General features: G+C 66.8%; 28 protein-coding genes. 12 read left to right on the forward strand and 16 right to left on the reverse strand.

Annotated features, from left to right (window positions below; all coding sequences use genetic code 11):
* Position 1 precedes the first annotated feature (1 nt).
* The 8 genes from L1080_RS06165 to L1080_RS06200 form a co-directional block, all read right to left on the reverse strand.
* Positions 2–397, reverse strand: a complete 396-nt coding sequence (locus L1080_RS06165; protein ID WP_159925823.1) for a DUF1707 SHOCT-like domain-containing protein — start codon at positions 395–397, stop codon at positions 2–4.
* Between the two features lie 16 nt (positions 398–413).
* Complete coding sequence (locus L1080_RS06170) at positions 414–2,204, reverse strand: acetyl/propionyl/methylcrotonyl-CoA carboxylase subunit alpha (protein WP_250769164.1); 1,791 nt, start codon at positions 2,202–2,204, stop codon at positions 414–416.
* Between the two features lie 131 nt (positions 2,205–2,335).
* The gene (locus L1080_RS06175; protein WP_250769167.1) at positions 2,336–3,712 is read right to left on the reverse strand and encodes a condensation domain-containing protein; all 1,377 of its coding nucleotides are present in this window, start codon (positions 3,710–3,712) and stop codon (positions 2,336–2,338) included.
* Positions 3,713–3,732: 20 nt separating this feature from the next.
* Entirely contained in the window at positions 3,733–4,149 is a 417-nt protein-coding gene (locus L1080_RS06180; protein WP_109331326.1) for a SufE family protein, read from the reverse strand.
* Entirely contained in the window at positions 4,146–5,045 is a 900-nt protein-coding gene (locus L1080_RS06185) for a sulfurtransferase (protein ID WP_208961241.1), read from the reverse strand. The genes L1080_RS06180 and L1080_RS06185 overlap by 4 nt, the downstream gene beginning before the upstream one ends.
* A gap of 91 nt (positions 5,046–5,136) precedes the next feature.
* Positions 5,137–5,562, reverse strand: coding sequence for a hypothetical protein (locus L1080_RS06190; RefSeq protein ID WP_459030545.1), 426 nt, complete (start codon positions 5,560–5,562; stop codon positions 5,137–5,139).
* Between the two features lie 36 nt (positions 5,563–5,598).
* Positions 5,599–7,041 (reverse strand): condensation domain-containing protein, encoded by a 1,443-nt coding sequence (locus tag L1080_RS06195; protein ID WP_159925831.1) that lies wholly within the window; start codon positions 7,039–7,041, stop codon positions 5,599–5,601.
* Positions 7,041–8,522, reverse strand: coding sequence for a condensation domain-containing protein (locus L1080_RS06200; protein WP_159925833.1), 1,482 nt, complete (start codon positions 8,520–8,522; stop codon positions 7,041–7,043). The genes L1080_RS06195 and L1080_RS06200 overlap by 1 nt, the downstream gene beginning before the upstream one ends.
* A 250-nt stretch (positions 8,523–8,772) precedes the next feature.
* Here L1080_RS06200 and L1080_RS06205 point away from each other — a divergent pair, with 250 nt between their 5' ends.
* Positions 8,773–10,557, forward strand: a complete 1,785-nt coding sequence (locus tag L1080_RS06205; RefSeq protein ID WP_159925835.1) for an MFS transporter — start codon at positions 8,773–8,775, stop codon at positions 10,555–10,557.
* On the opposite strand, the gene L1080_RS06210 is transcribed toward L1080_RS06205, so the two are convergent.
* Genes L1080_RS06210 through L1080_RS06220 form a run of 3 tightly spaced genes read right to left on the reverse strand, consistent with a single transcriptional unit; the run spans position 10,477 to position 13,149 of the window.
* The gene (locus L1080_RS06210) at positions 10,477–11,121 is read right to left on the reverse strand and encodes a Maf family protein (protein WP_159925837.1); all 645 of its coding nucleotides are present in this window, start codon (positions 11,119–11,121) and stop codon (positions 10,477–10,479) included. The genes L1080_RS06205 and L1080_RS06210 overlap by 81 nt on opposite strands.
* 34 nt (positions 11,122–11,155) lie before the next feature.
* Positions 11,156–11,512 (reverse strand): acyl-CoA carboxylase subunit epsilon, encoded by a 357-nt coding sequence (locus L1080_RS06215; protein WP_250769170.1) that lies wholly within the window; start codon positions 11,510–11,512, stop codon positions 11,156–11,158.
* Positions 11,509–13,149, reverse strand: coding sequence for an acyl-CoA carboxylase subunit beta (locus L1080_RS06220; protein WP_109331314.1), 1,641 nt, complete (start codon positions 13,147–13,149; stop codon positions 11,509–11,511). Before L1080_RS06220 ends, L1080_RS06215 begins: the two co-directional genes overlap by 4 nt.
* A gap of 104 nt (positions 13,150–13,253) precedes the next feature.
* On the opposite strand from L1080_RS06220, the gene L1080_RS06225 reads away from it, so the two are divergent.
* The 5 genes from L1080_RS06225 to L1080_RS06245 are packed head-to-tail and all read left to right on the forward strand — an operon-like array spanning position 13,254 to position 17,325.
* Positions 13,254–14,114 carry a biotin--[acetyl-CoA-carboxylase] ligase gene (locus L1080_RS06225; RefSeq protein WP_159925841.1) on the forward strand — a complete coding sequence of 287 codons (861 nt, stop codon included), beginning with the start codon at positions 13,254–13,256 and terminating at the stop codon, positions 14,112–14,114.
* A 16-nt stretch (positions 14,115–14,130) separates the two neighbouring features.
* The gene (locus L1080_RS06230; RefSeq protein WP_250764961.1) at positions 14,131–14,688 is read left to right on the forward strand and encodes an HdeD family acid-resistance protein; all 558 of its coding nucleotides are present in this window, start codon (positions 14,131–14,133) and stop codon (positions 14,686–14,688) included.
* A 16-nt stretch (positions 14,689–14,704) separates the two neighbouring features.
* Positions 14,705–15,262: a PH domain-containing protein gene (locus tag L1080_RS06235; RefSeq protein WP_250764958.1), complete on the forward strand. Its 558-nt coding sequence runs from the start codon at positions 14,705–14,707 to the stop codon at positions 15,260–15,262.
* A gap of 39 nt (positions 15,263–15,301) precedes the next feature.
* Positions 15,302–15,982, forward strand: coding sequence for a response regulator transcription factor (locus L1080_RS06240; RefSeq protein WP_109331309.1), 681 nt, complete (start codon positions 15,302–15,304; stop codon positions 15,980–15,982).
* An 8-nt stretch (positions 15,983–15,990) separates the two neighbouring features.
* Positions 15,991–17,325, forward strand: coding sequence for a sensor histidine kinase (locus L1080_RS06245; protein ID WP_213577272.1), 1,335 nt, complete (start codon positions 15,991–15,993; stop codon positions 17,323–17,325).
* 15 nt (positions 17,326–17,340) lie between these two features.
* Here the strand turns inward: L1080_RS06245 and L1080_RS06250 are convergent, their stop codons facing one another.
* Positions 17,341–17,883 carry a GtrA family protein gene (locus L1080_RS06250; RefSeq protein WP_109331307.1) on the reverse strand — a complete coding sequence of 181 codons (543 nt, stop codon included), beginning with the start codon at positions 17,881–17,883 and terminating at the stop codon, positions 17,341–17,343.
* A 131-nt stretch (positions 17,884–18,014) separates the two neighbouring features.
* Between L1080_RS06250 and L1080_RS06255 the strand changes: the two genes are divergently transcribed.
* On the forward strand, positions 18,015–19,274 hold the full coding sequence (locus L1080_RS06255; protein ID WP_159925849.1) for a 5-(carboxyamino)imidazole ribonucleotide synthase: 1,260 nt from the start codon (positions 18,015–18,017) through the stop codon (positions 19,272–19,274).
* Positions 19,258–19,785: a 5-(carboxyamino)imidazole ribonucleotide mutase gene (gene purE, locus L1080_RS06260; protein ID WP_159925851.1), complete on the forward strand. Its 528-nt coding sequence runs from the start codon at positions 19,258–19,260 to the stop codon at positions 19,783–19,785. Before L1080_RS06255 ends, purE begins: the two co-directional genes overlap by 17 nt.
* A gap of 8 nt (positions 19,786–19,793) precedes the next feature.
* Here the strand turns inward: purE and L1080_RS06265 are convergent, their stop codons facing one another.
* Entirely contained in the window at positions 19,794–20,360 is a 567-nt protein-coding gene (locus tag L1080_RS06265; RefSeq protein ID WP_459032202.1) for an endonuclease domain-containing protein, read from the reverse strand.
* Positions 20,361–20,370: 10 nt separating this feature from the next.
* Positions 20,371–20,637, reverse strand: coding sequence for a type IV toxin-antitoxin system AbiEi family antitoxin domain-containing protein (locus tag L1080_RS06270; protein WP_250764936.1), 267 nt, complete (start codon positions 20,635–20,637; stop codon positions 20,371–20,373).
* A 119-nt stretch (positions 20,638–20,756) separates the two neighbouring features.
* On the opposite strand from L1080_RS06270, the gene L1080_RS06275 reads away from it, so the two are divergent.
* Positions 20,757–21,137: a hypothetical protein gene (locus L1080_RS06275; protein ID WP_250764933.1), complete on the forward strand. Its 381-nt coding sequence runs from the start codon at positions 20,757–20,759 to the stop codon at positions 21,135–21,137.
* Here L1080_RS06275 and L1080_RS06280 read toward each other — a convergent pair.
* Entirely contained in the window at positions 21,122–21,841 is a 720-nt protein-coding gene (locus tag L1080_RS06280; RefSeq protein WP_250764929.1) for a TIGR03089 family protein, read from the reverse strand. The genes L1080_RS06275 and L1080_RS06280 overlap by 16 nt on opposite strands.
* Before the next feature lie 23 nt (positions 21,842–21,864).
* Entirely contained in the window at positions 21,865–23,379 is a 1,515-nt protein-coding gene (locus L1080_RS06285; protein WP_459030553.1) for an LCP family protein, read from the reverse strand.
* Positions 23,380–23,446: 67 nt separating this feature from the next.
* Here L1080_RS06285 and rfbD point away from each other — a divergent pair, with 67 nt between their 5' ends.
* The 3 genes from rfbD to manB are packed head-to-tail and all read left to right on the forward strand — an operon-like array spanning position 23,447 to position 26,299.
* Positions 23,447–24,295: a dTDP-4-dehydrorhamnose reductase gene (gene rfbD, locus L1080_RS06290; RefSeq protein WP_250764927.1), complete on the forward strand. Its 849-nt coding sequence runs from the start codon at positions 23,447–23,449 to the stop codon at positions 24,293–24,295.
* A 34-nt stretch (positions 24,296–24,329) separates the two neighbouring features.
* On the forward strand, positions 24,330–25,223 hold the full coding sequence (locus L1080_RS06295; protein WP_159925856.1) for a glycosyltransferase family 2 protein: 894 nt from the start codon (positions 24,330–24,332) through the stop codon (positions 25,221–25,223).
* Complete coding sequence (gene manB, locus L1080_RS06300; RefSeq protein ID WP_159925857.1) at positions 25,220–26,299, forward strand: mannose-1-phosphate guanylyltransferase; 1,080 nt, start codon at positions 25,220–25,222, stop codon at positions 26,297–26,299. The genes L1080_RS06295 and manB overlap by 4 nt, the downstream gene beginning before the upstream one ends.

Here is a 26,299-nt window from a genome sequence, read left to right on the forward strand (position 1 = left end):
GTCAGCGATCCCGCTCGCGGTCGTTCCGCATCCCGAAAAGGATTGCTCCGCCGGCCGGGATCATCAGAAAGAACAGCCAGCTGTTGTCGACCGGGACGACGAAGAACAACACGAGCGCCACCAATGGGATCACCGACATCACGATGCGACGCCAGTTGTGGTCACCGTCGGGTTTCGTCGACGTGGGGCGAGCTGTGGCCGGGGCGGCGACGGCGGGAGTCGGGAGGTCTGCGAACACCCGATCGAGCTCGCCGCGGGTGGTCGCCCCGGCCACTGTGGCACTGCGCTCGTCGAACTCGACGACCGTCAGGCGGCCGGCCGCGAAATGTTCGCTCAGCAGGTCGAGGGCCTGCTCACGTTCGGCCGTGCCGATACGGATGTCGGGGAGGTCGGACATGCGAGTGATCTCGGACCTATTTGAGTTCGGCGAGGACGGTGCCTTGGGTGATGGCGGCGCCGGGTTCGACGGTCAGGCCGGTGACGATGCCGGCCTTGTGGGCGTTGACCGGGTTTTCCATCTTCATGGCCTCGAGGACGGCGATGAGGTCGCCCTCGGCGACTTGTTGGCCTTCCTCGACGGCGACCTTGACGACGGTGCCCTGCATGGGGGCGGTGACGGCGTCACCGGACGCGGCACCGCCACCGGCGCCGCCGCGGGTGCGGGCCTTCGGCTTCTTCCGGACGGCACCATTACCACCGGTGGTGGGGGCGCCGAGGCTGAACTGGCCGGGCAGGGACACCTCGACGCGGCGGCCGCCGACCTCGACGACCACGTTCTGCCGGGGCAGGGAGTCGTCCTCGTCGACCGGTTGGCCGCCGGTGAACGGTTCGATCTGGTTGTTCCACTCGGTTTCGATCCACTTGGTGTAGACGTCGAAGCCGGTGCCGTCACCGATGAACGCGGGATCGGAGACGATGGCCCGGTGGAACGGGATGACCGTGGCCAGCCCCTCGACCTGGAATTCGGCGAGGGCGCGGCGGGCGCGGGCGAGGGCCTCGTCGCGGGTGGCGCCGGTGACGATGAGTTTGGCGAGCATCGAGTCGAACTGGCCGCCGATCACCGACCCGGTTTCCACACCGGAGTCCATCCGCACACCGGGGCCGGTGGGCGGGACGAACTTGGTGACCGGGCCGGGGGCGGGCAGGAACCCGCGGCCGGCGTCCTCACCGTTGATCCGGAACTCGAAGGCGTGCCCGCGGGGGGTGGGGTCCTCGAGGATGTCGAGTTTCTCGCCGTTGGCGATCTTGAACTGTTGCAGCACCAGGTCGATCCCGGCGGTTTCCTCGGTGACCGGGTGTTCGACCTGCAGGCGGGTGTTGACCTCGAGGAAGGAGACGGTATCGCCCTGGACCAGGTATTCGACGGTGCCGGCGCCGTAGTAGCCGGCCTCTTTGCAGATCGCCTTGGCGGAGGTGTGGATGCGGTTGCGTTGGTCGTCGGTGAGGAACGGGGCGGGGGCCTCCTCGACGAGTTTCTGGAAGCGGCGCTGCAGGGAGCAGTCGCGGGTGCCGGCGACGATGACGTTGCCGTGCTGATCGGCGATGACCTGGGCTTCGACGTGGCGGGCCTTGTCCAGATATTGTTCGACGAAGCATTCACCGCGGCCGAACGCGGCGACGGCCTCGCGGGTGGCGGAGTCGAACAGTTCGGGGATTTCCTCGATGGTGTGCGCGACCTTCATGCCGCGGCCGCCGCCGCCGAACGCGGCCTTGATCGCGACCGGAACCCCGTATTCCTTCGCGAACGCGACGACCTCGTCGGCGTTTTTGACCGGGTCTTTGGTGCCGGCGGCCATCGGGGCCTTCGCTTTTTCGGCGATGTGCCGGGCGGTGACCTTGTCGCCGAGGTCGCGGATCGATTGCGGGGAGGGGCCGATCCAGATCAGGCCGGCGTCGATCACGGCCTGGGCGAAGTCGGCGTTCTCGGAGAGGAAGCCGTAGCCGGGGTGGATGGCATCGGCACCGGACTTGGCGGCGGCGTCGAGGATTTTGTCGAACACCAGATACGATTCGGCGGAGGTCTGCCCGCCCAACGCGAACGCTTCGTCGGCCAGGCGCACGAACGGGGCATCGGCGTCGGGTTCGGCGTAGACCGCGACACTGGTGTACCCGGCATCGGCGGCGGCCCGGATCACCCGCACTGCAATCTCACCGCGGTTCGCGACGAGCACCTTCGTGATGTGCGCGCTGGCATGACTGGGCACTGAGCCTCCTGTGGTTCATGTGGTCGGTCGCCGCGGTGGTTCCGTGAAGTCGCACCAGCGGTGGGATACGGGCATCACTTCGGAGTCTAAGCACTGAACCGAACGCGGTCGTCACCGGATCGAGATTTCCGTCAGGGCTTCAGCGACACTTCGCGCCCTACCGACGAGTAGGTTACTGCAACCTGTTCTAGTTGCCGCCGGAGGCTCGCCACCCAGGTGTGGACGCTCGCCGCAGCGATGTCGTTGCCCGGATATCGGACCGCCAGATTGACTCCCCGAGGTGTGCGATTGATCCATGCATAGACATCGTGGGTGTATTGCCGGCTCCGCAGCGCCCGGGCATTGCGGTCGACCCACTGGCCCGCATCCGGGACGAATCGGACGTCCATGTAGGAGACGACGAAGCGAGGCCGGATGGGGAGGTGGAGTTCTCGCTCGATCCGGTCGAACGGGACGACGGCGATCGGCTTGGTCCGGGCCGTGCTCGCTTCCGCGGCGCGGGCCACCTCCCCGAACTCGTGGGAGGGAAGCTCGAAATCGACCGGGCTGAGTCCGACGAACCATCCGAGCGCCGACGCCCACTGGGGCGCATGCCGGGTGTGGACCGGCGTGATGGTGCGGAAACGTTGCTGCCCGGCGACTTCCGCGCCTGCCAGGCCCAAGCACGCCAGGAGCCCGGAGAAGAACCCCACATCGGCGTCTCTGCAAGCCGTAGAGAAGGCCGCTGCCTGATCGGCGTCGAGAATCCAGGCCGACAGGTTCTGCTGCGCATCGTGTGTGCGCGGCCCGATCTCGAGTGGAAACTCGGGCAGTCCTCGATCGGCGAGAGCACCCCGCCACACGTCGAGTGCCTCGCGCTGCACGTCGGCGTCGGCGGGTGACTCCCGCTCGTCCCGCCCGAAATCGACGTAACTTCCGACCGGAAACAGGTTGGCGGCGCGGCCCGACAGAATTTCTTCGTACAGCGCCGTCAACTCGTGCGCGACCAGCACGATCGAGAACCCGTCGATGATCGAGTGGTCGGCAGCGAAGAACACGGTGAACCGATCGCGCTCCACCGGTTCGAGCGTCGCGAACACATAGGACGGCCAGCTGTGCGGAGACGCGTACTCGTCGAACAGTTGCTGGAGGTGGGCGAAGTTGTCACCGCCCGCAGCGTCGTAACCGTGGCTGATGACGCCGATGTGTAATCCGCCGGCCGGCACTGTGCGCCGTCGGATGGTGTCGTGGGCGGGATCGAACGAGGTGTGTGAGCGCAGCACCTCGTGCCGGTCGGTCCACTTCTCGAGTGCCGACTGAAAAGCGGCGACATCGAGGCGGCCCTCGATCTCGAAAGCGGTCCCGAGCCAGGACTCACGCCCGTCGGCAGCGGCGCAGCGGCGCAGGTGCGCCTCATGGATGTACGACGCCGGGCGTGGATCGTCGATCCACGCCGAGCGCGCACACGGCAACCACTCGGTGAGTGCTCCCACGGGTATGGGGTAATCGGCGAGTTCTGTGAATTCCATAGGCTGTCGTCTAAATCTGCCTAGCCGCGCAGATGCCGCTTGATGCGTGCGAGCATCGCGGACATGCCGCGCAACCGGAGCGGGCTGACGGCGTCGGCCAGCCCGAGGGCGGAGTAGAAGTCGTCGGGTACGCCGAGGATGGTGGCCGTGCTGTGGCCGTCGAGACCCTGCTGGAGGATCGACGCGAAACCGCGCGTCGTCGGCGCCTCCGGGGGCGCGCTGAAATGCAGTCGCACGTGCTCGGGATCGGAACTGTCTACCGACAGGAACAGTGGCGACTGGCACTCCGGAACGGGCTCCATGGCGTCCTGCTCGAGTTCGGCGGGCAGAGGTTGCAGTTCACGGCTGAACTCGAGCAGCAGCTGCAGCTTGTCGGAACCGTCGACGGCAGCGAAGTCGTCGACGATCTCGGCAAGCGAATCGGGCATCAGGGTCATGACGACGAGCCGGGGACCTCGCCCGGTTCCTCACCCCTGACGATGGGAACGCGCACGGTGTTGCCCCATTCGGTCCACGATCCGTCGTAGTTGCGGACCTGCGGGTAACCGAGCAGGTGGGTGAGCACGAACCAGGTGTGACTCGAGCGTTCACCGATTCGGCAGTACGCGACGATGTCGTCGGCGGCGGACACGCCGCTGTAGATCTCGTTCAATTCCGTGCGGGAGCGGAAACGACTGTCCGGCGCCGCCGCCTTGGCCCACGGAATGCTCTGCGCACTCGGGATGTGACCGCCGCGCAGTGCGCCTTCCTCCGGGTAATCGGGCATGTGTGTGCGCTCGCCGGTGTATTCCTGTGGTGAACGCACGTCGATGAGCGGGCCCTTGCCGAGGTGGGCGAGCACGTCGTCCTTGAACGCCCGGATCGGGGCGTCGTTGCGTTCCACCACCGGGTAGTCGGTGGGTGTGATGTCGGGTACGTCGAATGCGGTGTCCCGGTTCTCGGCGATCCACGCGTCGCGGCCACCGTCGAGGAGGCGGACGTCCTCGTGCCCGAAGAGGGTGAACACCCACAGCGCGTATGCGGCCCACCAGTTGCTCTTGTCGCCGTAGATCACGACGGTGTCGTCGCGGCTGATGCCCTTCCGGCTCATCAGTTCCGCGAACTTCTCGCCATCGATGTAGTCGCGGGTGACCGGATCGTTGAGGTCGAGGTGCCAGTCGACCTTCACGGCGCCGGGGATGTGACCGACGTCGTAGAGAAGGACGTCTTCATCGGACTCCACCACCTTGAGGCCGGGCGCTCCCAGATGTGCGTTGAGCCACTCCGTCGACACCAGCCGTTCGGGGTGGGCGTACTCGGCGAAGGAGGGCGTGGGATCTGGCGCTACGGGCACGGGCGGGCTCCTGCGGGATTGGACGACGGGGCAGACTCGGTGGGACGAAAGCCAATTCTAGGCCGACGGCTCGAGTTCGTCCGAACGGCGTTCACAGTAACCGTCCGGGGGTTCGCCGCAGCGCGTTCGGCATGCGTAGATTCGCCCCGTGAACGGAGGTTTCATGCCCGACATCTCGACCCGTGCCGACCTGGAGTTGCTGCTGAGGCACTTCTACGCACGGGCGTTCACCGATCCGATCCTCCGAACAGCGTTCGACACACTCGCGACCGTCGGACTCGACGACCATCTTCCCGTGATGTGCGACTTCTGGGAGTCGGTCCTTCTGGGGTCCGGCAGCTACCGCGGCGGCGTCCTCGCCGTCCACCGCGCGCTGCACGGTCAGCACGGGTTCACCGACCGGCATTTCGACCGATGGGTCGAGCTGTGGACCGCCAGTGTCGACGACCTGTTCGGCGGCGAGGTCGCATGCCGTGCACGGGTGCGAGCGGCCGACATCGCGCTGACCATGCGGCAACGCATTCTCGATCCGTCCGAGCGAGCTGGGCAGGCGTCAGATGACGGGAGTGCCCTCGAGGTGCAGCTGGGTGGTCAGTTCGGCGATGGGTGCGACACCGTTCTCGCAAATGTTCAGCATGATCTCGCGCAGCCGTTCGAGGAAGTCGGTGACCGCACGCCTTGCCGTCGGGGTTTCGGGGAATCGGGAGCGCAGCGCAAGGCCCCTCCCTGTTCGTGAGATCCAGAATTGTGCGTCGTCGGCCACCGTCACGTTGCTGATGTGGTGGGCGTTCAACTCGTCGTGATCGTCGGTGCCCGGGAGTCGGCGGTAGTCGATGTAGGACACCATGAACACGTCCGTCCGGGTTCGCCGGTACGCGTCGCCGAGCGATTCGCGGACCTGGGCCATCGTGACGCCCTTCAAGGTCAGGGCGGTGCGGAAGGACGCATGCGTGTGCGCCAGCGAGGACTGGAAGTCGCCGTCGGGAGTCACCTCCACGGTCAGGGGGGCACTCGTCGTGAGCCATCCGAGTGCGTTTGCCCACTGCGGGTCCTGGCGAATGTGCAGCGGAAACTGCAGCGGCATCCGGGATGTGCCGTTGATCGACTGGACAGCCAACCCCATCGCGGTAAGCGTGCCGGTGAACAGACTTCCGCCGGAGTCGAAGCAGATCTCCTCGAAGCGTTCGGCGTCGGCGGTGCCCAATAGTGGGCGGACGTCGGCGCCCTGCGGTGCAGGCTTGCCGGCTTCGACACCCAGGTCCAACGGGAAACTCGGCGCGGTGCCACCGCACCGCTCGTAGAACCGTGCCCATTCACGAACCCGGGGGTCACCCAGCTCGGTGACCGGTGTCTCGGCCTCGAGTTCGCAATACCGCAGGAAGCTGCCGGGATCGCCGAGTCCCTCGGTCAACTCCGCCGCGGTGATGTCGCGGGACACGCTGTGCGACAACAGCTTCTGATAGATCTGTCGGAGTTCACCCAGCGCAATGACCAGCGAGTAGCCATCGACCAGAGTGTGATCGAAGGCACTGACCACGGTGTAGTGGTCGTCCCGCTCGATGGTCGCAAAGAGATACGCGGGAAACGTCAACGGGTCGCAGGCCTCGGTGAAGCGGCGTCGCAGATGGTCACGAAGCTCGTCTGGTGACGACGTGAGCACCGGATCGGTGGCGACCACCGAGGCGAGGGCAGGGTCGAGATCGACCCGCATCAACACGTCGGAGGTGACATCGAACCCGGTCTGCAGGGTGTCGTGACGCCGGATGAAGTGAACGAGCGCGAGTTCCAGGGCTTCTTTGTCGAGCCGGCCCGGAAGATCGAAAGCCGCTGCCATCCATACACTCCGGCCGATACCGTGGGTGCGCGCCGTGTCGAGGTGGAATTGCTGGTTGTAGGACGGCGGCACCGCCGATTGCGACACCACCCCCGGGTCCACGGACCATTCGGTCACGATGCCGGGTTCGAGCATGTACTTGTCGATGGACGTGACGTGCACTAGCGCACCCCCTCCGGCGAGCGGTAATCACCCTCGCGGGCTACCGTTTTCATGATGGTCGACAGGCGTCCTGCATAGGCGGCGACGGAGCGATGTGCTTCCGGGGTATCGGGATGGGAGATGGCCATCCACGTTCCTTCGAGGACCCGGTTGATCCAGATGGAGGCGATCTGGGTTGCTTTCCCTCCCACGATGCCGGTGGCGCGGGTGGACGAGAAGTTCTCGGTGTCGGGCAACCTGCGTCCGTCGATGTACGACACGATCGGGGGAGGCGTGAGTGTCGTGTGCTGTGACAGGGTGCCGGGGCCCGAGGCGGCCAGCACCGTGTCGATCACCTGTTGCACCGAGACTTCGCCGAGAGTCTTCCCTGAGCGATATGCCTCTTGCGCGCGCTGCGCGAGCCCGGAAAACGTGGTGGCGCCGTCCAATTCGAATCCGACCGGAACAAGATTGATGAACCACCCCTGTGACCAGTAGAACTGCGGATCGTTGCGGGTGGTGACCGGGGAGAGCGCCATGTAACGGTCGCGTCCGACGAGCTCGTGCTCGGTGATGGCCAGCGCCGCGAATACACCACCGATGAAGTTGGCACCATTGGCCTTGCATGCGACCCCGAACAGTTCGCAGTCCCGTGCGTCGGCCAGCTCGAACCGGCTGCCGATGGCCGGCTTCGGCGCGTCGGACGCTCCGAGGTCGAGGGGGAAGCTCGGGAAGCTTCCTCCGTTACGGGTGAGGTGACCGATCCAGCCGTGCACCTCCGGAGACGCCATCGTCAACGTCGCGGCCTTCTCACGCTCGCGCCGACTGTAGTCCACGTAGCTGCCGGGGTCCGGCAATTCCGGCTCCACGCCGTCGAGTTCGGCCTGGTAGATCATTCTTGTCTCGGCGAACATCAGGATCATCGACTGCATGTCGGTGTGCGCATGGTCGATCGCGTGGAAGAGAGTAAAGCTCTCCTCGGCGTCGGGGGCGTCAGTCGCGTAGTGCTCTACCGCACCGAATACGAAGGCCGGCCAGGCGAGTGCACTGGTGTCGTTCGCGAAGCGCGCCGCGACGTGGTCGCGTACCTGCTCAGGCCTGTCCAGAACGGCGCCCTCGGCTGGGGCGAGGTTGATGGACTCGGCCGGAACGACGTGTCGCCGAACGGGATTCGTCGTATCCGTGGGATCTGCTGCTGGGTCGGCGAACGAGAACCAGCTGTGGAGGGTGTCGTGCCGCAGAACGTACCGCTCGAGGGTTCGCGTCATGGCGGCCCTGTCGAGTCTGCCGGGGAAATCGAACGCGATACCGATCCAGGGGGATTGCGTCTCCCCGTTCTGCGCGGCGAGTCGTGCCCGCCTCAGGTGTCGTTCCTGCATGGTGGTCGGCAGGGCAGGGTCGACCGGGGCCTGCGCAGCCGCTCGTGCACTTATGTCCGTGACTTTCCACTCGACGACCCTCCCAGGCTGTGGTGTCCAGTGGGTGATCAAGTTCAAGTCCATCGAGCGGCTCCTGAGGTAGTCGAATGTCGAGGTGTGCGAGTTCGGTCGTGCACGCGCGTCTCGCAACAGGATGCGGCACTGAGTGCCTTACCGCGAGAGGTAACGGAGTACGGAGACTGATTACAGGTCGGTTCCGGTCCAGTCAAGTGTCGATCAAACGCCCCCTACGCTGCAACTTCCTGGCGTAATATCTCGGTTTTTTGAACTACCTCACAACCCGCGGCACACTTCGGGCTACTAGCCTGTGCGGATGCCTGTGACACAGCATGAAATCCCCGACCGCAGAGAGCTCGGTCGATGGGCCCCGTGGCTGGGTCTCACCACCAGTCTCGCTGCCGTGTTCATGCAACTCCTCGACGCCACGATCGTCAACGTCGCGCTGCCGAGCATCGCGGTCGACCTCGGCGCTTCGGTGTCTGCCCAGCTGCTGATGGTGAGCGTGTATACCCTCTCGTTCGCATGTTCGCTGATCACGGCCGCTCGGTTGGGTGATCTGCTCGGCAGGCGCCGGGTCTTCCTCACCGCTCTGGCCGTGTTCGTTCTCGCATCCCTGCTCTGCGGGCTGGCACAGACGCCGATGGAATTGGTCCTGTCGCGGGCCGGGCAGGGCCTGGCTGCCGGATCGATGTCTGCCCAGACCTTCGCCATCATCTCGGGCCTGTTTCCCCAACGTGCCCACCCGCGGGTCTTCGGTATCTACGGAGCGACCATCGGGCTTGCGACGATCTCAGGTCCCCTCGTCGGGGGGCTTCTCATCCAGTGGGATCTGCTCGGTTGGGGGTGGCGCCTCATCTTCTTCGTGAACATCCCGCTCGGCATCGCCGCGCTGGTGCTCGGGTACTTCTATCTCGTCGACGCCAAGGCTGACGGTGTCCGGCGACTCGACGTGGGCGGCGCCGTCCTGTCGGCGGTGGGCCTCTTCCTGCTCATCTTCCCGCTGGCGGAGGGACGCGAGCGGGACTGGCCGACCTCGATCGTGGTGATGCTGGCCTGCTCGGTGCCGGTGCTCATCACCTTCGTCGTGTACGAGTGGCGTCTCGGGCGCCGGGGTGGTGACCCGGTGCTGCGGGTGGAACTGTTCGCCGATCGTGCGTTTTCGATCGGCGCCGTCATCGCCTTCGTATTCTTCGGGACACTTACCTCGCTGATTTTCACCATCTCGCTCACGCTCCAGTTCGGCTTCGGATTTTCGCCGTTGCGGGCGGGGGTGATGACGTTGCCGTGGGCGTTGGGTACGGGTCTCGCCGCGCTGACGTCTTCGGTGGTCTACCGGCGAATCGGCAACCTCGTACTTCCGCTGGGGATGCTCCTGTTCGCGGGCTCGCTCGTCGTGCTGGCCGCTCAGTTACAGCACGAGGGAACCGATCCACGGTGGGGGGCCTTGGCAGGTCCGTTGTTCCTGGGAGGTGCCGGGCTCGGGTTGTTCGTCGCCCCGCTGCAGACGGCGATCCTCGCCACTGTGCGACCGGACAATGCGGGCTCGGTGTCCGGGTTGCTTCCCACGGTCCAGCAGGTAGGCAGTTCCCTCGGCCTCGCCGTGATCGGGGTGGTGTTCTTCAACCTGGTGGCTACGCAGTCGTCGGAGGCTGTCCAGGCGGAGAGATCTTCCCTCACCGCGGAACTGGTACGGGTCGGTGTGCCGGCGCCCCTCGTTCCGCGGGCCGAGGAGACCTTCGTGCGGTGTGCCACGGACCAGCTCGGGTCGACCTCGCCGATGAAGGTGCCTGACGACTGCCGGTCGCTCGGGTCGGGAAGCGCTACGGCCTTGGGTGCTTCGGGGCAGCAGATCGCAGATTCCGCCCTGGTCGCCGCCCGAGAATCCACGCGTGCGGCGGCGGGTGAGGCCTTCCTGCAGGCGGAGCGGCGCATCCTGTGGATCATCTCGGCGGTGGCCGCGGCAATCGGCGTGGCGTCGCTCACCCTTCCGCGGCGGAACCGGCAGGGCGAAGCAGAGTCAGGCGGTACGGCCCGACGTCGCCCACAACTCGGCGATACCGACGCCCACCTGGCCGAGCAGAGTGCGCACGAGGGGTAGACCGATCCCGATCACGCTCGACGGATCACCGTCGATGCGCTCGACGAACCACCCACCGAGACTGTCGAGTGTGAACGCGCCCGCAACCTGCAGGGGCTCTCCCGTGGCTAGGTACGCCTCGAGGTCGGAGTCCTCAGGGCTGGCGAAGTGAACCACCGTGGCGCTCGACTCGTATGCGTCGCCGATCACGGAGCCGTTCACCACCCGCAGAACACTGTGCCCGGTAAGCAGGGTCGCGCTACGGCCGGCCATGGACGCCCAGCGAGAGCGCGCCACTTCGACCGACCCGGGTTTGCCCTGCAACTCGCCGTCGAGCAGCAACATGGAGTCGCATCCGACCACCACGAAGTCGGAGAGGCCCTCGCTCGTCAGGCCGGGCAGCACATCCTTCGCCTTGGCGCGGGCCAGTTCGGTGACGACGTGCTCCGGGGGCGCCTCGGCACCGAGTGCCGCGATGAGCGCGTCCTCGTCGACGCCGGACACCCGGACGATCGGCTCGACCCCGGCGCTGCGCAGCACAGCGAGCCGCGCCGGGGAGGCCGAGGCAAGTACGAACGCCGTCACAGTTGGCGCCTCACGACCACCGGCAGCGTCACCGTCAACGCCGGGATGCCGACACATTCGGGAACGCGTACGGCGAGAAGGGCGCCACACTGCGGTGCATACGCGTGGGAGCGCCCCAGGACTCCGGTGGCAGATGCGAATCGGGGTTTCCGCTGCCGCTGTTCGCGGCGGCCGTCAACACGATGACCAGGGCCGCGATCTCCTCATCGGTGGGCGAGCCCTTGATCACCGTCACGAAGGGTTCGGTGGCGGCGGCACCCGGTTCCGCACCGGGCAACAGCGTGGTGTCCGCGTTCGCGAGGGCGGCCTCGGCGGCGGAACCGTTGACCGACGACCTCTCGGCAGCCGTGTCCGAACCGTTCTCCGTGCGCTCTTCAGTGAAAGCGGTCATAGGGGGATGTTCCCATGCTTCTTGGGCGGGAGGGTGACCATTTTGCGTTCGAGGAGGCGCAGGGCGGCCACGATCTGTCCGCGGGTGTGGGAGGGCGGGATGACGGCGTCGACGTAGCCGCGTTCGGCGGCGACGTAGGGGTTGACGAGGGTGTCTTCGTATTCGCGTTGCAGTTGCAGGCGCAGTGCGTCGACGTCGTCGCCGTTCTTGGCGGCCTCGAGGAGGCGTTTGCGGTAGACGAAGCCGACGGCGCCGGAGGCGCCCATGACGGCGATCTGGGCGGTGGGCCAGGCCAGGTTGACGTCGGCGCCCATGTGTTTGGAGCCCATCACGTCGTAGGCGCCGCCGTAGGCTTTGCGGGTGATCACGGTGATCTTCCCGACGGTGGCCTCGCCGTAGGCGTAGAGCAGTTTCGCGCCGCGGCGGATGATGCCGTTGAACTCCTGGTCGGTGCCGGGCAGGAAGCCGGGGACGTCGACGAGGGTGATGATCGGGACGTTGAACGCGTCGCAGGTGCGCACGAAGCGGGCGGCTTTTTCGGAGGCGTCGATGTCGAGGCAGCCGGCGAAGACGGTGGGCTGGTTCGCGACGATCCCGACGGAGCGGCCGTCGACGCGGCCGAAGCCGACGACGATGTTGCCGGCGCGTTCGGCCTGGACTTCGAGGAATTCGTCGTCGTCGAGGATCCGGCGGATCACCTCGTGCATGTCGTAGGGCTGGTTGGCCGAGTCCGGGATCAGGGTGTCGAGTTCGAGGTCCTCGTCGGTGAGGAAGTCTTCGATGGCGCCGGGGATCGGGTCGGTGGGCTGGGTGCGGGGGGCGGCGGCCTGGTTGTTGCTGGGCAGGTAGGACAGCAGGTCCTTGACGTAGTCCAGGGCGTCTTGTTCGCCGGAGGCGACGTAGTGGGCGACGCCGGATTTGACCATGTGGGTGTGTGCGCCGCCGAGGTCTTCCATGGTGACGTCTTCGCCGGTGACGGTTTTGATCACGTCGGGGCCGGTGACGAACATCTGGGAGGTTTTATCGACCATCACGACGAAGTCGGTGAGGGCGGGGGAGTAGACGTGGCCGCCGGCGGCGGGGCCCATGATCAGCGAGATCTGGGGGATCACGCCGGAGGCCTGGACGTTGCGGTGGAAGATTTCGCCGTACAACCCGAGGGAGACGACGCCTTCCTGGATGCGGGCGCCGGCGCCTTCGTTGATGCCGATCAGGGGGCGGCCGGTCTTGAGGGCGAGGTCCATGACCTTGACGATTTTTTCGCCGTAGATTTCGCCGAGGGAGCCGCCGAAGACGGTGGCGTCCTGGGAGAAGACGCACACGTCGCGGCCGTCGATGGTGCCGTAGCCGGTGACGACGCCGTCGCCGACGGGGCGGTTGTCGGCGAGGCCGAAGTTCACGCTGCGGTGGCGGGCGAGGGCGTCGAGTTCGACGAAGCTGCCGTCGTCCAACAATGCGGTGATGCGTTCGCGGGCGGTGAGCTTGCCCTTGGCGTGGACCTTCTCGACCGCTGCTTCACCGCTGGGGTGCTGCGCCTCGGCCTGACGATTACGCAGGTCGGCGAGCTTTCCCGCGGTCGTGTGAATATCGGGCGTGCTCGCCGACTCCGGCGCGCTCGGCTCCTGAACAGTGGTCATGACAGGTCAGCTTAACGAGAGTGGCGGGGCCGTGGCCAAGGGAGGTGGGCGTCCGAACGCGGCTACTGACCAGTACATTTTCGGGCCCACCATAGGCTGGAGAAATGTGGACTGATCTGAACCGACCCCCGCTCGACGCCGACGCACTGCGTAAAGCCCTCGTCCGCGGCGACGACGAAGGATCCGCCGGCGGCGATCCGCGCGCGTTCTGGTCGCGGCTGGACGTCGTGCAGGAGACCGGTTCCACCAACGCGGACCTCCTTGCGCGGGCTGCCCACGCGGACTGTGACCGGCACGTCCTGCTGGCCGAATTTCAGGGGAGCGGGCGTGGGCGCCACTCGCGCGCCTGGGTCAGCCCACCCCAGGCGCAGATCGCCGTCTCCGCGCTGCTGACGATGCCTGGCATGAGCGTCGGCGACATGGGCTGGCTGCCGTTGCTGACCGGAGTTGCGGTGGTCGACGCGGTGCGCGCCGTCGCGAAGGTGCCCGCCGAATTGAAGTGGCCGAACGACGTGCTGATCGACGGCCGCAAGGTGGCTGGAATTCTTGCCGAAGTGGCCACCACGACGCCTGATCCGGCGGTCGTCGTCGGAATCGGGATCAACGTCACCCTCGCCCGGGATGAGCTGCCCGTTCCACACGCGACGTCGTTGTTGCTCGAAGGCGCGGAGGTCACCGACCGGAACACACTCGTGCGAGCGGTGCTGCGCGCCATCGCGGATCGGTGGCAGCAATGGCACGACACGAACTGGGACGTCACCGATCTCGCGGACGCCTACCGTGCCCGCTGCGGCACACTCGGTCAGCGGGTGCGCGCAGAATTGCCTGGCGGCACTGAACTTCTCGGGATCGCGACGGACATCGACACCGAAGGGCGGGTGGTGATCGCGCCGGACGGCCGAGCAGACACGGTAGCGGTCTCCGCGGGCGACATCACACATTTGCGTCCGGTGCGCATGGAGTGATGCCACACTGTGGTACATGAGTACCTCGAGTCCCGAATCGGCCGACCTCACCGTTCGGCGCACAATGACCGGTCTCACCGTGGTACTCGGACTGCTGACGCTGGGTCTCGGGGTCGCGGTGCTGGTATGGCCGGACGTCACCCTCACAGTGGTCGCCGTCCTCATCGCCATCCAGTTCTTCGGTTTCGGTCTGGTGCAGATCATCCGGGCGTTCGCCGACGTCGACGCGGGCGGGGCCGCTCGAACGCTCGTCGGCGTATCCGGTGCGCTCGCAATACTTCTGGCGTTCCTGGTGCTGCGGAGCCCGCTCCAGACGGTGGTGATCATCGCCCTCGTCGTCGGTGCGTGGTGGGTGTTCCGTGGCGTGCTCGAGATTGTCGAGGGCGCGTCGGGAACTGCCGCGGACCGTGGGCTGAGCATCGTGCTCGGCGTCATCAGCGTCGTGGCCGGAGCGATCGTGCTGCTGCAACCCGAACTCTCGCTCGAGGTATTCGTTATCGTCGTCGGAGTATGGATGGTGCTGTACGGCATCGTCATCGTCATCACCCCGATCGTGCTGAGCCGTATGCGGTGAGGGCAGACTCTTCCGTATGGGATACCCCGAGGACGCCCTCGCCGACGACGAGGAACTCTTACTCCATCGTCATCCGCACTGGAAGATGTTGCTGCTGCCTGCCGTCACCCTGGTAGCGGCAACGGCCGTTGCAGGATTCGCGCTCGGCTTCGCCGGGAACAAACTCGACGGGTCGTCGCTGAACGTCGCAATGATCGTCGTGGTCTCGCTCTGGCTCGCGGTCGTGATCTGGCGATGCCTGGCGCCGTTCCTCAGCTGGAAGTCCACACACTTCATCGCCACCGACCGTCGGGTACTCATCCGGCACGGCGTGCTGACCCACACAGGCATCGACATTCCGATGGGACGAATCAGCAACGTCCAGTTCCGGCACGGCCTGCTCGACCGGATGCTTCGTACCGGCACACTGGTCATCGTCTCGTCCTCCGACGATCCCCTCGAGTTCGACGACATTCCCGACGTGCAGCGTGTCCACTCGCTCCTCTACCACCAGGTGTTCGACGCGATGGATCTGCACCGTGGTCGCGAGCGCGAAGACCCTCGCGGGGACGTCGATCCCGGCAAAGGCTGGTAACCGGTCACAGCTGTTCGCGCATCTCCGTACCCTGTGTAGGTGACTGCCGTATTGCTTGCCGAAGATGACGAAGCCATTGCCGCCCCGCTGTCGCGGGCACTGGGTCGGGAGGGATACGACGTCACCATCGAGCACACGGGGCCGGCGGCGTTGGAACAGGCGCTCGACGGTGCGTACGACCTGTTGATCCTCGACCTCGGATTGCCGGGAATGGACGGTCTCGAGGTCTGCCGGCAAGTCCGCGCCCACAGTTCGGACCTGGCGGTGCTCATGCTCACCGCCCGCACCGACGAAGTGGATTTCGTCGTCGGTCTCGACGCCGGCGCCGATGACTATGTCGGCAAGCCGTTTCGGCTGGCGGAGCTGATGGCGCGGGTCCGTGCCCTCCTGCGTCGCCGCGGCGGCGGCGAGGATTCCGTCGTCGAGGTCGGGGGCATCCGTCTCGAACCGGCCGCCCGGCGAGTAATGGTGAACGGCGCCGAAATTGCGCTGGCCAACAAGGAGTACGAACTGCTTCGGGTCCTGCTCGAGCATGCGGGACAGGTGGTCTCGCGCGACACCATCCTCGCGGAGGTGTGGGGCGACGTCGAACTGCGAGGGTCCAAGACGCTGGACATGCACATGTCGTGGCTGCGCCGAAAGATCGGTGACGAGGGGCCCGCCGCCGAACGACGGATCGCGACGGTCCGCGGCGTCGGTTTCCGGATCAACACCGACTAGGCCGGTTCGTGCGCCGCAGAATTCTCCAGTCGATCCTCGCTGTCGTCATCCTCACGGCGCTACTGCTCGGTGTCCCGCTGATCTACACCGCCTGGTTGTGGGTGGAGGACTTCACCCGCAGTGACCTCCAAATTCGCCTCGACCGGATGGCGACGGAAATCATCGCCCAAGAAGGTGCGGACGGTGTCGTGGAGGGGGCCCTCGACATCGATTCGCTGCGTCTTCTGACCCCATCGGACGGCCGGTTGGTGGTGGTATATCCGACCCCCGACGACGGCGCCGCCCGCGTCGATATCGGGGAACCCGTCGTCCCCTCACCGCTGGTCGAGTCGCTGGCGATGGGCACGTCCGGTTCCCTGCGCCTCGAGGTGCCGTCCGACGAGATGCGCACTCAGCAACGCCAGGCGGTGGGCGCCGTGGCGCTGCTGGTCCTGGTGTCGGTCGCAGCCGGAACCGTGGTCGCGGTCGTCACGGCCAACCGGCTCGCCGACCCGCTGCGGGACGTGGCCGGCCGCGCTGCCCGTCTCGCCGAGGGCGATTTTCGCCCGGACAGTCGTCGCCACGGCATTCCCGAACTGGACAGGGTGTCCGATGTCCTCGATTCCGCCACTGTCGAGATCGCCGGCAGGCTGCAGCGTGAGCACGCCCTCGTCGCCGATGTGTCGCACCAGTTGCGCAGCCGCCTGACCGCTGTGCGCCTGCGCCTCGACGAACTGTCGGAGCACTCCGACCCCGCTGTCGTGGTCGAGGCGGACGAGGCGATGGCGCAGGTGGACCGCCTCACCGTCGCGATCGACGAACTGGTGCGCTCCTCGCGTAACAGCGGTACCGAAAACCATGTCTCCGTGATCCGGGAACTCGGCGTTGTCATCGCCGACTGGAAGCGGCCTTTCGAGGATGCCTCCCGCGACCTGGTGCTGCGCGGTGATGCCACGGTGATGGCGTCGACGACGGGCTCACGGCTGCGTGAGGCCGTCGCGGTGCTCGTCGACAATGCCCTCATGCACGGCGCCGGTACCTGCACTGTCGCGGTGCGGCTGATTCACGGGCAGACGCTCAGGGCGGCGGGTCCGGATGCTTCCATCCGCGAAGCGACGGTGTGCGTGGAGGTCTCCGACGAAGGCGACGGGGTGAGCAACGACCTCGCGCCGCACATCTTCGACCGCGGGTTCTCCGGGGCCGGATCCACCGGTGTCGGGCTCGCGCTGGCCAGGGCGCTGATAGAGGCCGACGGGGGCCGGCTCGAGTTGCAGCGGCGCCGGCCGGCGTTGTTCGCGATCTTCGTCCCGGTCGCGCGGGAGCACGTGCCGACCCGGGTGGCCGGGATCAGGGAGCCACGGTAGGAGCGCTCCCTCGGCTCAAGCGTGGCCGATTTCTTCCTCGGCGGCCTCGTCGACCAGATCTGGATCGATGCGGACGGTCTGTTCCGGGAAGGCGAACCGGCGCAGCGCCCAGAACCGGAAGACCATCTGCAGAAGATTCCCGATGATGTAGTTGAGCACGAAGTCGACGATCACCAGAGTGGTGAGATTTTCCTGGTTGGCACGGATATCGAAGACGTTGTTGGCGGTCCACAAGGGGGCAGCGGCGATGAGAACTCCGATGCCACTGATGGTGAAGAACAGCAACGCCTCGTGGTGGCGCTCGCGTCCACCGCGATTCTTGAAGGACCATTCGCGGTTGAGGATGTAGCTCAGCACTGTTGCCAGGACGCCGGAAAGAACCTTCGCGACGACCGGCTTCTCTTCCAGGATCGTGAGGCTGAGCGAGTAGAAGATGGCCAGGTCGAACACCATAGTGGTGCCGCCGACGATGGCGAACTTGATCAGTTCGTGATGCCGCAACGCGAGAGCCCGGAAAGGCTGGGGTACGCGTGCAAGGACACCATCGACGAATGACACAACGGAGAAGTTTACGAAAGCAGGACGCAATACCACTAACTGGCGGTGAAATCATCAGGAGAATCACAGAAAGTGACGTGCTACCACCTCGGCGCGGGGACCCGGCACCGGACGTGACAAACTTATGACCCGTGACCGGCAACTCTGACTCCTCACCGCGTCCCACGACCCCCCGCGATCTGCACGCCGGGCAACCCGTCGTGACGATGATCGGCGGTGGCCAACTCGCGCGGATGACGCACCAGGCCGCGATTGCGCTCGGCCAGACGCTGCGCGTGCTCTCGGGTGCGCTCGACGAACCTGCCGCACAGGTGAGCCCCGACGTCGTTCTCGGCAGCCACACCGACCTGAACGCGCTGCGTGAGGCGGCAGTCGGTTCGCATGCGCTGACCTTCGACCACGAGCACGTCCCGACCGAGCACCTCGACGTCCTCGTCGCCGAGGGCGTCAATGTGCAGCCGCCGCCGCAGGCGCTGGTGTATGCGCAGGACAAGCTGGCGATGCGTCGCAAGCTCGGCGAGCTCGGTGCGCCCGTCCCGGCCTTCGCCGAAGTGACGTGGGCCGAGGACGTCGTGAAGTTCGGCGCGCAGCACGGATGGCCGCTGGTGATCAAGGCCGTCCGCGGCGGATACGACGGCCGGGGTGTCTGGATCACCGACGATTCGGACGAAGCCGAGCGCATCGTCACGCAGCAACTCGACAACGGTGTCGCCCTCCTCGTGGAGGAGAAGGTCGACATGCGCCGCGAACTGTCGGCGATGGTGGCACGGTCACCGTTCGGCCAGGGGGCCACGTGGCCGGTCGTGGAAACCGTTCAGCGGCACGGCCAGTGCGCCGTCGTCCTGGCTCCGGCTCCGCAGCTGCCCCAGTCCCTCGCCGCAGCGGCAGAGGGATTGGCGTTGCGGCTCGCCTCCGAACTCGGTGTGGTGGGCGCCATGGCGGTAGAGCTCTTCGAAACCTCCGACGGCACCCTCGTGGTCAACGAACTGGCGATGCGCCCGCACAACTCGGGCCACTGGACCATGGACGGCGCCCGCACCTCGCAGTTCGAGCAGCATCTGCGTGCCGTCCTCGACTACCCCCTCGGTGATACCGCGCCGATCGCGCCGCTCACCGTCATGGCGAACGTCCTCGGGGCGCCCACCGCTCCGGAGATGAGCATGGACGAACGGGTCCACCACCTGTTTGCGCGGATGCCCGACGCCAAGGTGCACCTCTACGGCAAGGGCGAACGCAAGGACCGCAAGATCGGCCACGTCAACATCGTGGGCGGCCCCGGGTCCGTCGACGACCCCCAGTACGTGGCCGCGGTGCGTGAGCGGGCCGAGCGGGCGGCGCATTGGCTTTCACACGCGGAATGGACCGACGGATGGGATGTACACGGTGAGTGAATCGGCAGCACAGCAGGGCGCGCAGGTCGGGCTCATCATGGGCAGCGACTCCGACTGGCCCACCATGGAAGCCGCCGCGGAGGCCCTCGCGGAGTTCGGTGTCCGGTTCGAGGTCGGTGTCGTCTCCGCCCACCGCACACCGCAGCGGATGCTCGACTACGCGAAGTCCGCTGCCGGTCGCGGCGTCAAGGTGATCATCGCCGGTGCCGGCGGCGCCGCGCATCTGCCCGGCATGGTCGCCTCGGCCACCCCACTGCCCGTCATCGGTGTGCCGGTTCCGCTGAAGTACCTCGACGGCATGGATTCCCTGCTCTCGATCGTGCAGATGCCTGCGGGCGTTCCCGTCGCGACGGTCTCCATCGGCGGAGCCCGTAATGCGGGTCTGCTCGCCGTCCGCATCCTCGGTGCCGCCGACCCCACCCTGCAACGGCAGATGGCCGCGTTCCAGGACGGGCTCGAATCGATGGTTCTCGACAAGGACAAAGCCCTGCGCGAGAAGCTGCTCGGCTGAGTGCACTGTCAGCGCCGACTGCGGCGGCGCCGACGCACCGCAGTGACGATCTCGTCGGCGATCACATCGGGATGCGCCAGGACGTCGTAGGCCGCGAAGCGGAGCACCATCCACCCCTCCCTGACGAGCCAATTTTGACGCCGTCGGTCGTTCCGGAACACCTTCGGGTCGCTGTGGAATTCGCGGCCGTCGACCTCGACGACGATCTGCGCCTGCTCATCGACGAAATCACCCGAGTACGGACCGATTGGGTGGTTGGCCTCGAGCGGACAACCGCGGAGGCTGAGCTCTCTACCGAGTACCCGCTCGGGTTCCGACGCGGCGCGGAGGGCCGCGTGGCGTAGAAGCAGCCGTGCTGCGGGTGCGCCGTGCCGACCGCGGTGGGTGATGCAGAGGTCCCGGAATTCGTCGGGATCGACGCTTCGGTTGAGTTCGCGTCGACAAGCGACGCGACGTCGCGCTCTGGCATGACGACGGCGCAGTCGAAGAGCGCTCGAGCGGACGAGACCACAGGGAGCAGCGACACCATCGATACCGACGATGTCGGGAGGTCGCGGCGGTACAGCCGTAACCAGTCCGGGGGCGTCACGCGGAGCGCCTGGGGATCGTCGCCTCGACGACCACCGGCTCGGGTAACCACCCGTAGAGCCAGGCTGCTGTGCGGTGACTCAGGACCCCGTCCGGGCGCCACTCGGACACTGCGGCGCACCGGATATACGTGTCGGGTTCGACGAGGGAGTACACCGATGGCAGGACGCGGTGGTAGCGGCCACTCCGGCACCGGGCGGCGATCGTGCTGCGCGGGATTCCGGCGTCGGTCAGTTCCTTCAGGGGACGAATGCTTGTGGTCATGGTCGACAGCATCGCGGTGACCGCTGGGTCACTCCTGCGGGGAACTGGGACTTCCGGTTGGTCTGTGGATGGGCGTGATGTTGTGGATGAAGCTCGCCGCAAGCACCTATCCTCCACGGATGAGACGCAGTCGTGGGATCGCGGTCATCCGTGCGTCACGGGGGAATGCACAGTCGGCGGCGATCACCCGCTTGGCGTTGGTGTATGCGCGGGCGTGGGGTGGACGGATTGCCTTCGACGACGAGTTCGGCATCTTCGTGTGCAGCGGTATGAGGGGCGGTTTCGCGCGTGGGGGCACCACCATCGGCGGCGCGTTCCTCACGGGCCGGATGCCGGCGCGACCGCTACTGCGACACGAGTCGGTGCATGCCGACCAGTGGGCGACGTACGGGTGGACCTTCGCGCTGCGGTACCTGTTCGAGGAGTTACGGCATCCCGGGAGGCGCAATAGATTCGAGATCGCCGCGGGACTGGCGGACGGTGGCTACCGCGTCAGCTGACGCGTGATTTTCTCGGTATCGATCCGCCGCGCGTGAGCCGACGGGTCTGCGTTGGCCACCTGCACCAGCGACGCGCCGGCCGCGAAGACGGCGATCAGCCCGCCGATCAGTGCATCGGGCGAATCCCAATCGGCATCGGACGACACCCGATCCGTCGACGTGATTCCCTGCGCGTCGGCCGACGCTCGTGCGGCCTCGAGAACGTCGTCCACGCCGGCCCCGGCGAGTGCCGGTCCGGCGACGGTCGGCCGGAACTGGTCGCCGTGGACGCGGACGGAGGTGGCGTAGTCGGTAATGCCGACCGGGAGATCGGGGACGGGGCGTCCGAATGCGTCGAGAGAAAGCACCGCGACCTCGGGTACGTCGTCGACGTCGTCGAGACGGTCTACCGCGACAAGTGCGACTTCCGCCCGCTCGTCGGGCTCGAGGACGACCTCGGCCCCAGCCCACCAGGCACCGAGGAGGACTGCGGCGGTCTGCCAGTGCGCGGGAAGCAGCACGCACACCCGCGCCCCCGGTTCGAGGGCGAACTCGTCCCGCAGCAGATTGGCGGTCTTCGCGGCCCAGTTGGTCAGGGTGAGCGCGGAGAGTTCGACCCGTTCGCCGGTGGCGTCGTCGTAGAACGTCACTCGTGGACCCGCCGGGTCGCTCGCCAGGATGGGGTCGAGAAGGGCATCGGTCAGCGTGCGGGAGGCATGGTTCATGGACACAGCTCGTTTCTCGTTCTCTAGTTCACGCAGCGCGGGCCGGAGGAGCCGGCGTCGATGGGCGGGCCGGACGGTGCCGGAGTGGGCGAGGTGCCTGCCGCGGAGGACGTGCCGGCGGTCTCGGTAGTTCCGCTCGTGGCGGTGGTCTCCGCAGAGGTCGGGCCGTTGTAGTCGTCGGACAGCACCACGCGAACCGAGCCTTCGGGCAGAGACGAATCGGTGTCGGTGGGCAGCCCACCGAGTGCCGATGCAACCGCCTTGGCGCTGTCGTCGTCCGCGGAGTGGGCGAAGACCGTGGTGGAACTCACCGAGGTGCCGGTGTAGTTACCCACCTCACCCTGTATGTAGCCCAGCGCGGTGAGGGCATCGGAGACACCGGTGGCGAGGCCCCCGATGTCGCTGGCGTTCGCGACATCCACGGTCACAGTGGACGCGTCGATGTTCGGTGTGGTGGTGGTCGGGTCCTCCGAGTCGCTCGGTTCTTCACCGACGAGACCCGCCACATACTTCTTCACGGCCTTCGGATCGACCTCGACGATGGACTCGCCGTAGTCGGTCATGCCGTTGAGATCGGCTACCGGAATGGTGTCGAACTGCACCTTGCCACCGGCCAGGTCCTGGAGTTGGGTGGCGAATTCGATGATGTCCCAGTCGTCGTCGAGTACGACGGAACGCTGGACCGCAGCGCTCAGTTCGTTCAGCTTGCCCGGATCGCTGAGGGTTTTCGCGGACAGAACCTTGCCGACGAGCGACGCCATGAACACCTGCTGTCGCACGATGCGGTCGAGGTCACCCCGGGGGAGGTCGTGGCGTTGCCGGACGAAGCTCAACGCGTCGGCGCCCTTCAGCGACTGCTCACCAGCGGGGAAATGTGCCCCGGACATGTCCTCGTCCACCGGCTCGTTGAGGCACACGTCGACGCCGCCCACCGCGTTGGTCAGGAGGACGAATCCGAGCAACCCGACCTCGGCGTAGTGGTCGACGGTGATGCCGGTCAATTCCGCGACCGATTTGATGAGTGCCTCCCGGCCGGACTCCGTCGACTGCTCCTCGGCCTCCTCATCGGTCGCGCCGCCCTCGACGAGCTTCAACCGCTCCGTTTCTTTGGTGGCGCCGTATGCCGCATTGATCTTGGATTTGCCGATTCCCGGAACGTTGACGTAGGAGTCGCGGGGGATGGAAATGGCGGTGGCGGAACTGCCGTCGTTCGGTACGCGGATCAGGACGATGGTGTCGGTATTGGACGCCACCTCCTCGCCGGCCCGCAGCGAATCGAGTTCCTCCTGGGACAACGGGTTGCCGTGCGCATCGGTGCGGCTGTCCGTACCCACCATGAGGATGTCGACGGCGCCGTCGGCGCTTCCGCCGAGTCCGAGACCGCCCGCCGTCGCCAGATTGTTCCGCAAGGAATCGATGCTCCGCCACGCGAAGCCCGTGACGACGAGTGCGAGCACCGACAGCACGGCCGCCGCGATGTGGACGGGATGCCGGCGCGTCCTCGGGGGGTCGCCCGGAACGGGTTGCTCGTGTGACACGCAAACCAGGCTACTGGTCGGCGCGTTCGGAGTCGGGACGCGGCGATCGGCGTGCCAGACTGACCGCGTGACGGAAATACTGGTGACCGGTGCCCGGGGACAACTGGGCAGACACCTTGTCCGATGCGCGGAGGCGGCAGGAATCGCGGTGCGCGGCGTGGGATCGGACGAACTCGACATCACCGACCGCGGCGCCGTGGACTCGCAGGTGGAGAGCGGATCGGTCGTGATCAACTGCGCTGCGTACACCGCAGTGGACGCCGCCGAATCCGACGAGGCGACGGCACTCGCCGTCAACGAGCGAGGCCCGGCGAATCTCGCGGCGGCGTGTGCCCGTGCGGGTGCGCGGCTGGTGCACGTCTCCACCGACTACGTGTTCGCCGGCCAGGCGGACACGCCGTACGAGGTGGATTCGCCGACCGGGCCGGCGACAGCGTATGGGCGCACGAAACTGGCGGGTGAGCGCGCTGTGCACGCAGCGCTTCCCACCGCCCACGTCGTGCGGACCGCGTGGGTCTACAGCGGTGCGGGTTCCGATTTCGTGGCCACAATGCTTCGCCTCGAACGTGAGCGCGACACGATCGACGTGGTGAACGATCAGGTGGGTTCGCCCACCTTCGCCGGCGACCTCGCGGCCGCCCTCCTGGAACTGGTACTCCGCACCGATGTCACGGTCCCGGTACTGCATGCCACCAACGCAGGGAAGGCCAGCTGGTTCGACCTCGCCCGGGCGGTTTTCGAGGAGGCAGGGGCCGACCCGGAGCGGGTTCGCCCATGCTCGAGTACGCAGTTCGTGCGCCCCGCCCCGCGCCCGGCGTTCTCTGTTCTGTCACAGAACGCCTGGGTAGGCGCAGGGCTCACACCTATGCGGCCGTGGCGTGACGCCTTGCGCGCAGCGCTGACAACGGTCGTGTGAGGCGGAGCGCGCCGGAACGGCTACGCTTGCCCGCGTGAGTTCGAAGCTGGCCGTGGTGACGGTGACCTATTCGCCAGGCGAGCATCTGGAGCATTTCCTGGACACTCTCGCCGAGGCGACGAAAGAAGAGCCGCAGGTCGTGATGGCCGACAACGGTTCGACGGACGGCGCTCCCGAGGCTGCGGACAAGGCGTACGAGCATGTGCGCCTGTTACGCACCGGCGGGAACATCGGTTACGGCGGTGCCGTCAACCGGGCTGTGGCGGAGATCGACGAAGAGATCGAGTTCGTCGTCGTGGCCAATCCGGATGTTCGGTGGGCGCCCGGATCGATCGACGTTCTTCTCGCGGCTGCGGAGCGGTGGCCACGGGCGGGAGCCCTCGGTCCCCTCGTGCTCGAACCTGACGGAAGCGTGTATCCCTCGGCGCGCCAGGTGCCCGACCTGGTGTCGGGGGCAGGCCACGCGGTCCTGGGCACGGTGTGGCCGTCCAATCCCTGGACCGCCGGTTACCGCCAGGAGAACGAGTCGCTCAGCGAGCGCGCGGTCGGCTGGTTGTCCGGTTCATGCCTGCTGATGCGCCGGGCGGCATTCGATTCGATCAACGGTTTCGACTCCCGCTACTTCATGTACATGGAGGATGTCGATCTCGGTGACCGGCTGGGCAAGGCGGGTTGGCTCAACGTCTACGTCCCGTCGGCCGAGGTCACGCACGCCAAGGGGCATGCAGCCGGGAAGCATCCCGAATTGATGTTGCCTGCCCATCACCAGAGTGCCTACCGCTTCCAGGCAGACCGGCACCCGCACTGGTGGCAGGCGCCGTTGCGGTGGGCCCTCCGGGGAGGATTGGCGGTGCGGTCGAGGTTGGCGGTGGCCGCGGCAGTGCGCGAACGACACAAGAATGACCAACGAGGGGGCGACGTCCGATGACAGGTGAACAGAAGACCGATGCAGTGGTGCTGGTGGGGGGCAAGGGCACTCGGCTTCGCCCGCTGACGTTGTCGGCGCCCAAGCCGATGCTGCCGACGGCAGGTCTGCCGTTCCTCACCCACCTGCTCGCGCGTATCGCGGCGGCGGGAATCAACCACGTCGTCCTGGGCACGTCCTTCAAAGCGGAGGTGTTCGAAGAATACTTCGGTGACGGGTCGAAGCTGGGTCTCGAGATCGACTACGTCACGGAGACCGAGCCGCTCGGAACCGGTGGCGGCATCCGCAACGTGCTTCCGAAACTGCGCGGTGAGAACACCATGGTGTTCAACGGTGACGTGCTCGGCGGCACCGACCTCGGCGGGATCCTCGACACACACCGAACCACCGAAGCCGACGTCACGCTGCACCTCGTGCGGGTGGGCGATCCGCGGGCGTTCGGTTGCGTTCCCACCGACGCGGACGGACGCGTCACGGCGTTCCTGGAGAAGACTCAGGACCCGCCGACAGACCAGATCAACGCTGGCTGCTACGTGTTCAAGCGCGACATCATCGAACAGATCCCATCCGGACGGCCGGTGTCGGTGGAGCGCGAGGTCTTCCCGGCTCTGCTGGCGGAGGGCGCCCGAGTGTACGGGCACGTGGACTCGTCGTACTGGCGTGACATGGGCACTCCGGAGGACTTCGTCCGCGGCTCGGCGGACCTCGTCCGGGGCATTGCCCCCTCGCCGGCACTCGACGGGCCCCGCGGCGAATCCCTGGTTCACCCAGGAGCGGGTGTCGCCCCGGGTGCCTTGCTGATCGGCGGCACCGTGGTCGGCCGGGGGGCCGAGGTCGGGGCGGGTGCACGCCTCGACGGCGCCGTGCTGTTCGACGGTGCGGTCGTCGAGGCAGGGGCGACCGTGGAACGGTCCATCATCGGTTTCGGTGCGCGCATCGGTCCGCGGGCTCTGGTCCGCGATGCGGTGATCGGCGACGGAGCCGACATCGGTGCCCGGTGTGAGCTGTTGCGTGGGGCCCGGGTGTGGCCGGGTGTGACGCTTCCGGACGGCGGAGTGCGGTTCAGCACCGACGTGTGA

This window comes from Rhodococcus sp. MSC1_016 (genome assembly GCF_023667485.2).
GTDB classification, from domain to species: Bacteria; Actinomycetota; Actinomycetes; order Mycobacteriales; family Mycobacteriaceae; genus Rhodococcus_F; species Rhodococcus_F oxybenzonivorans.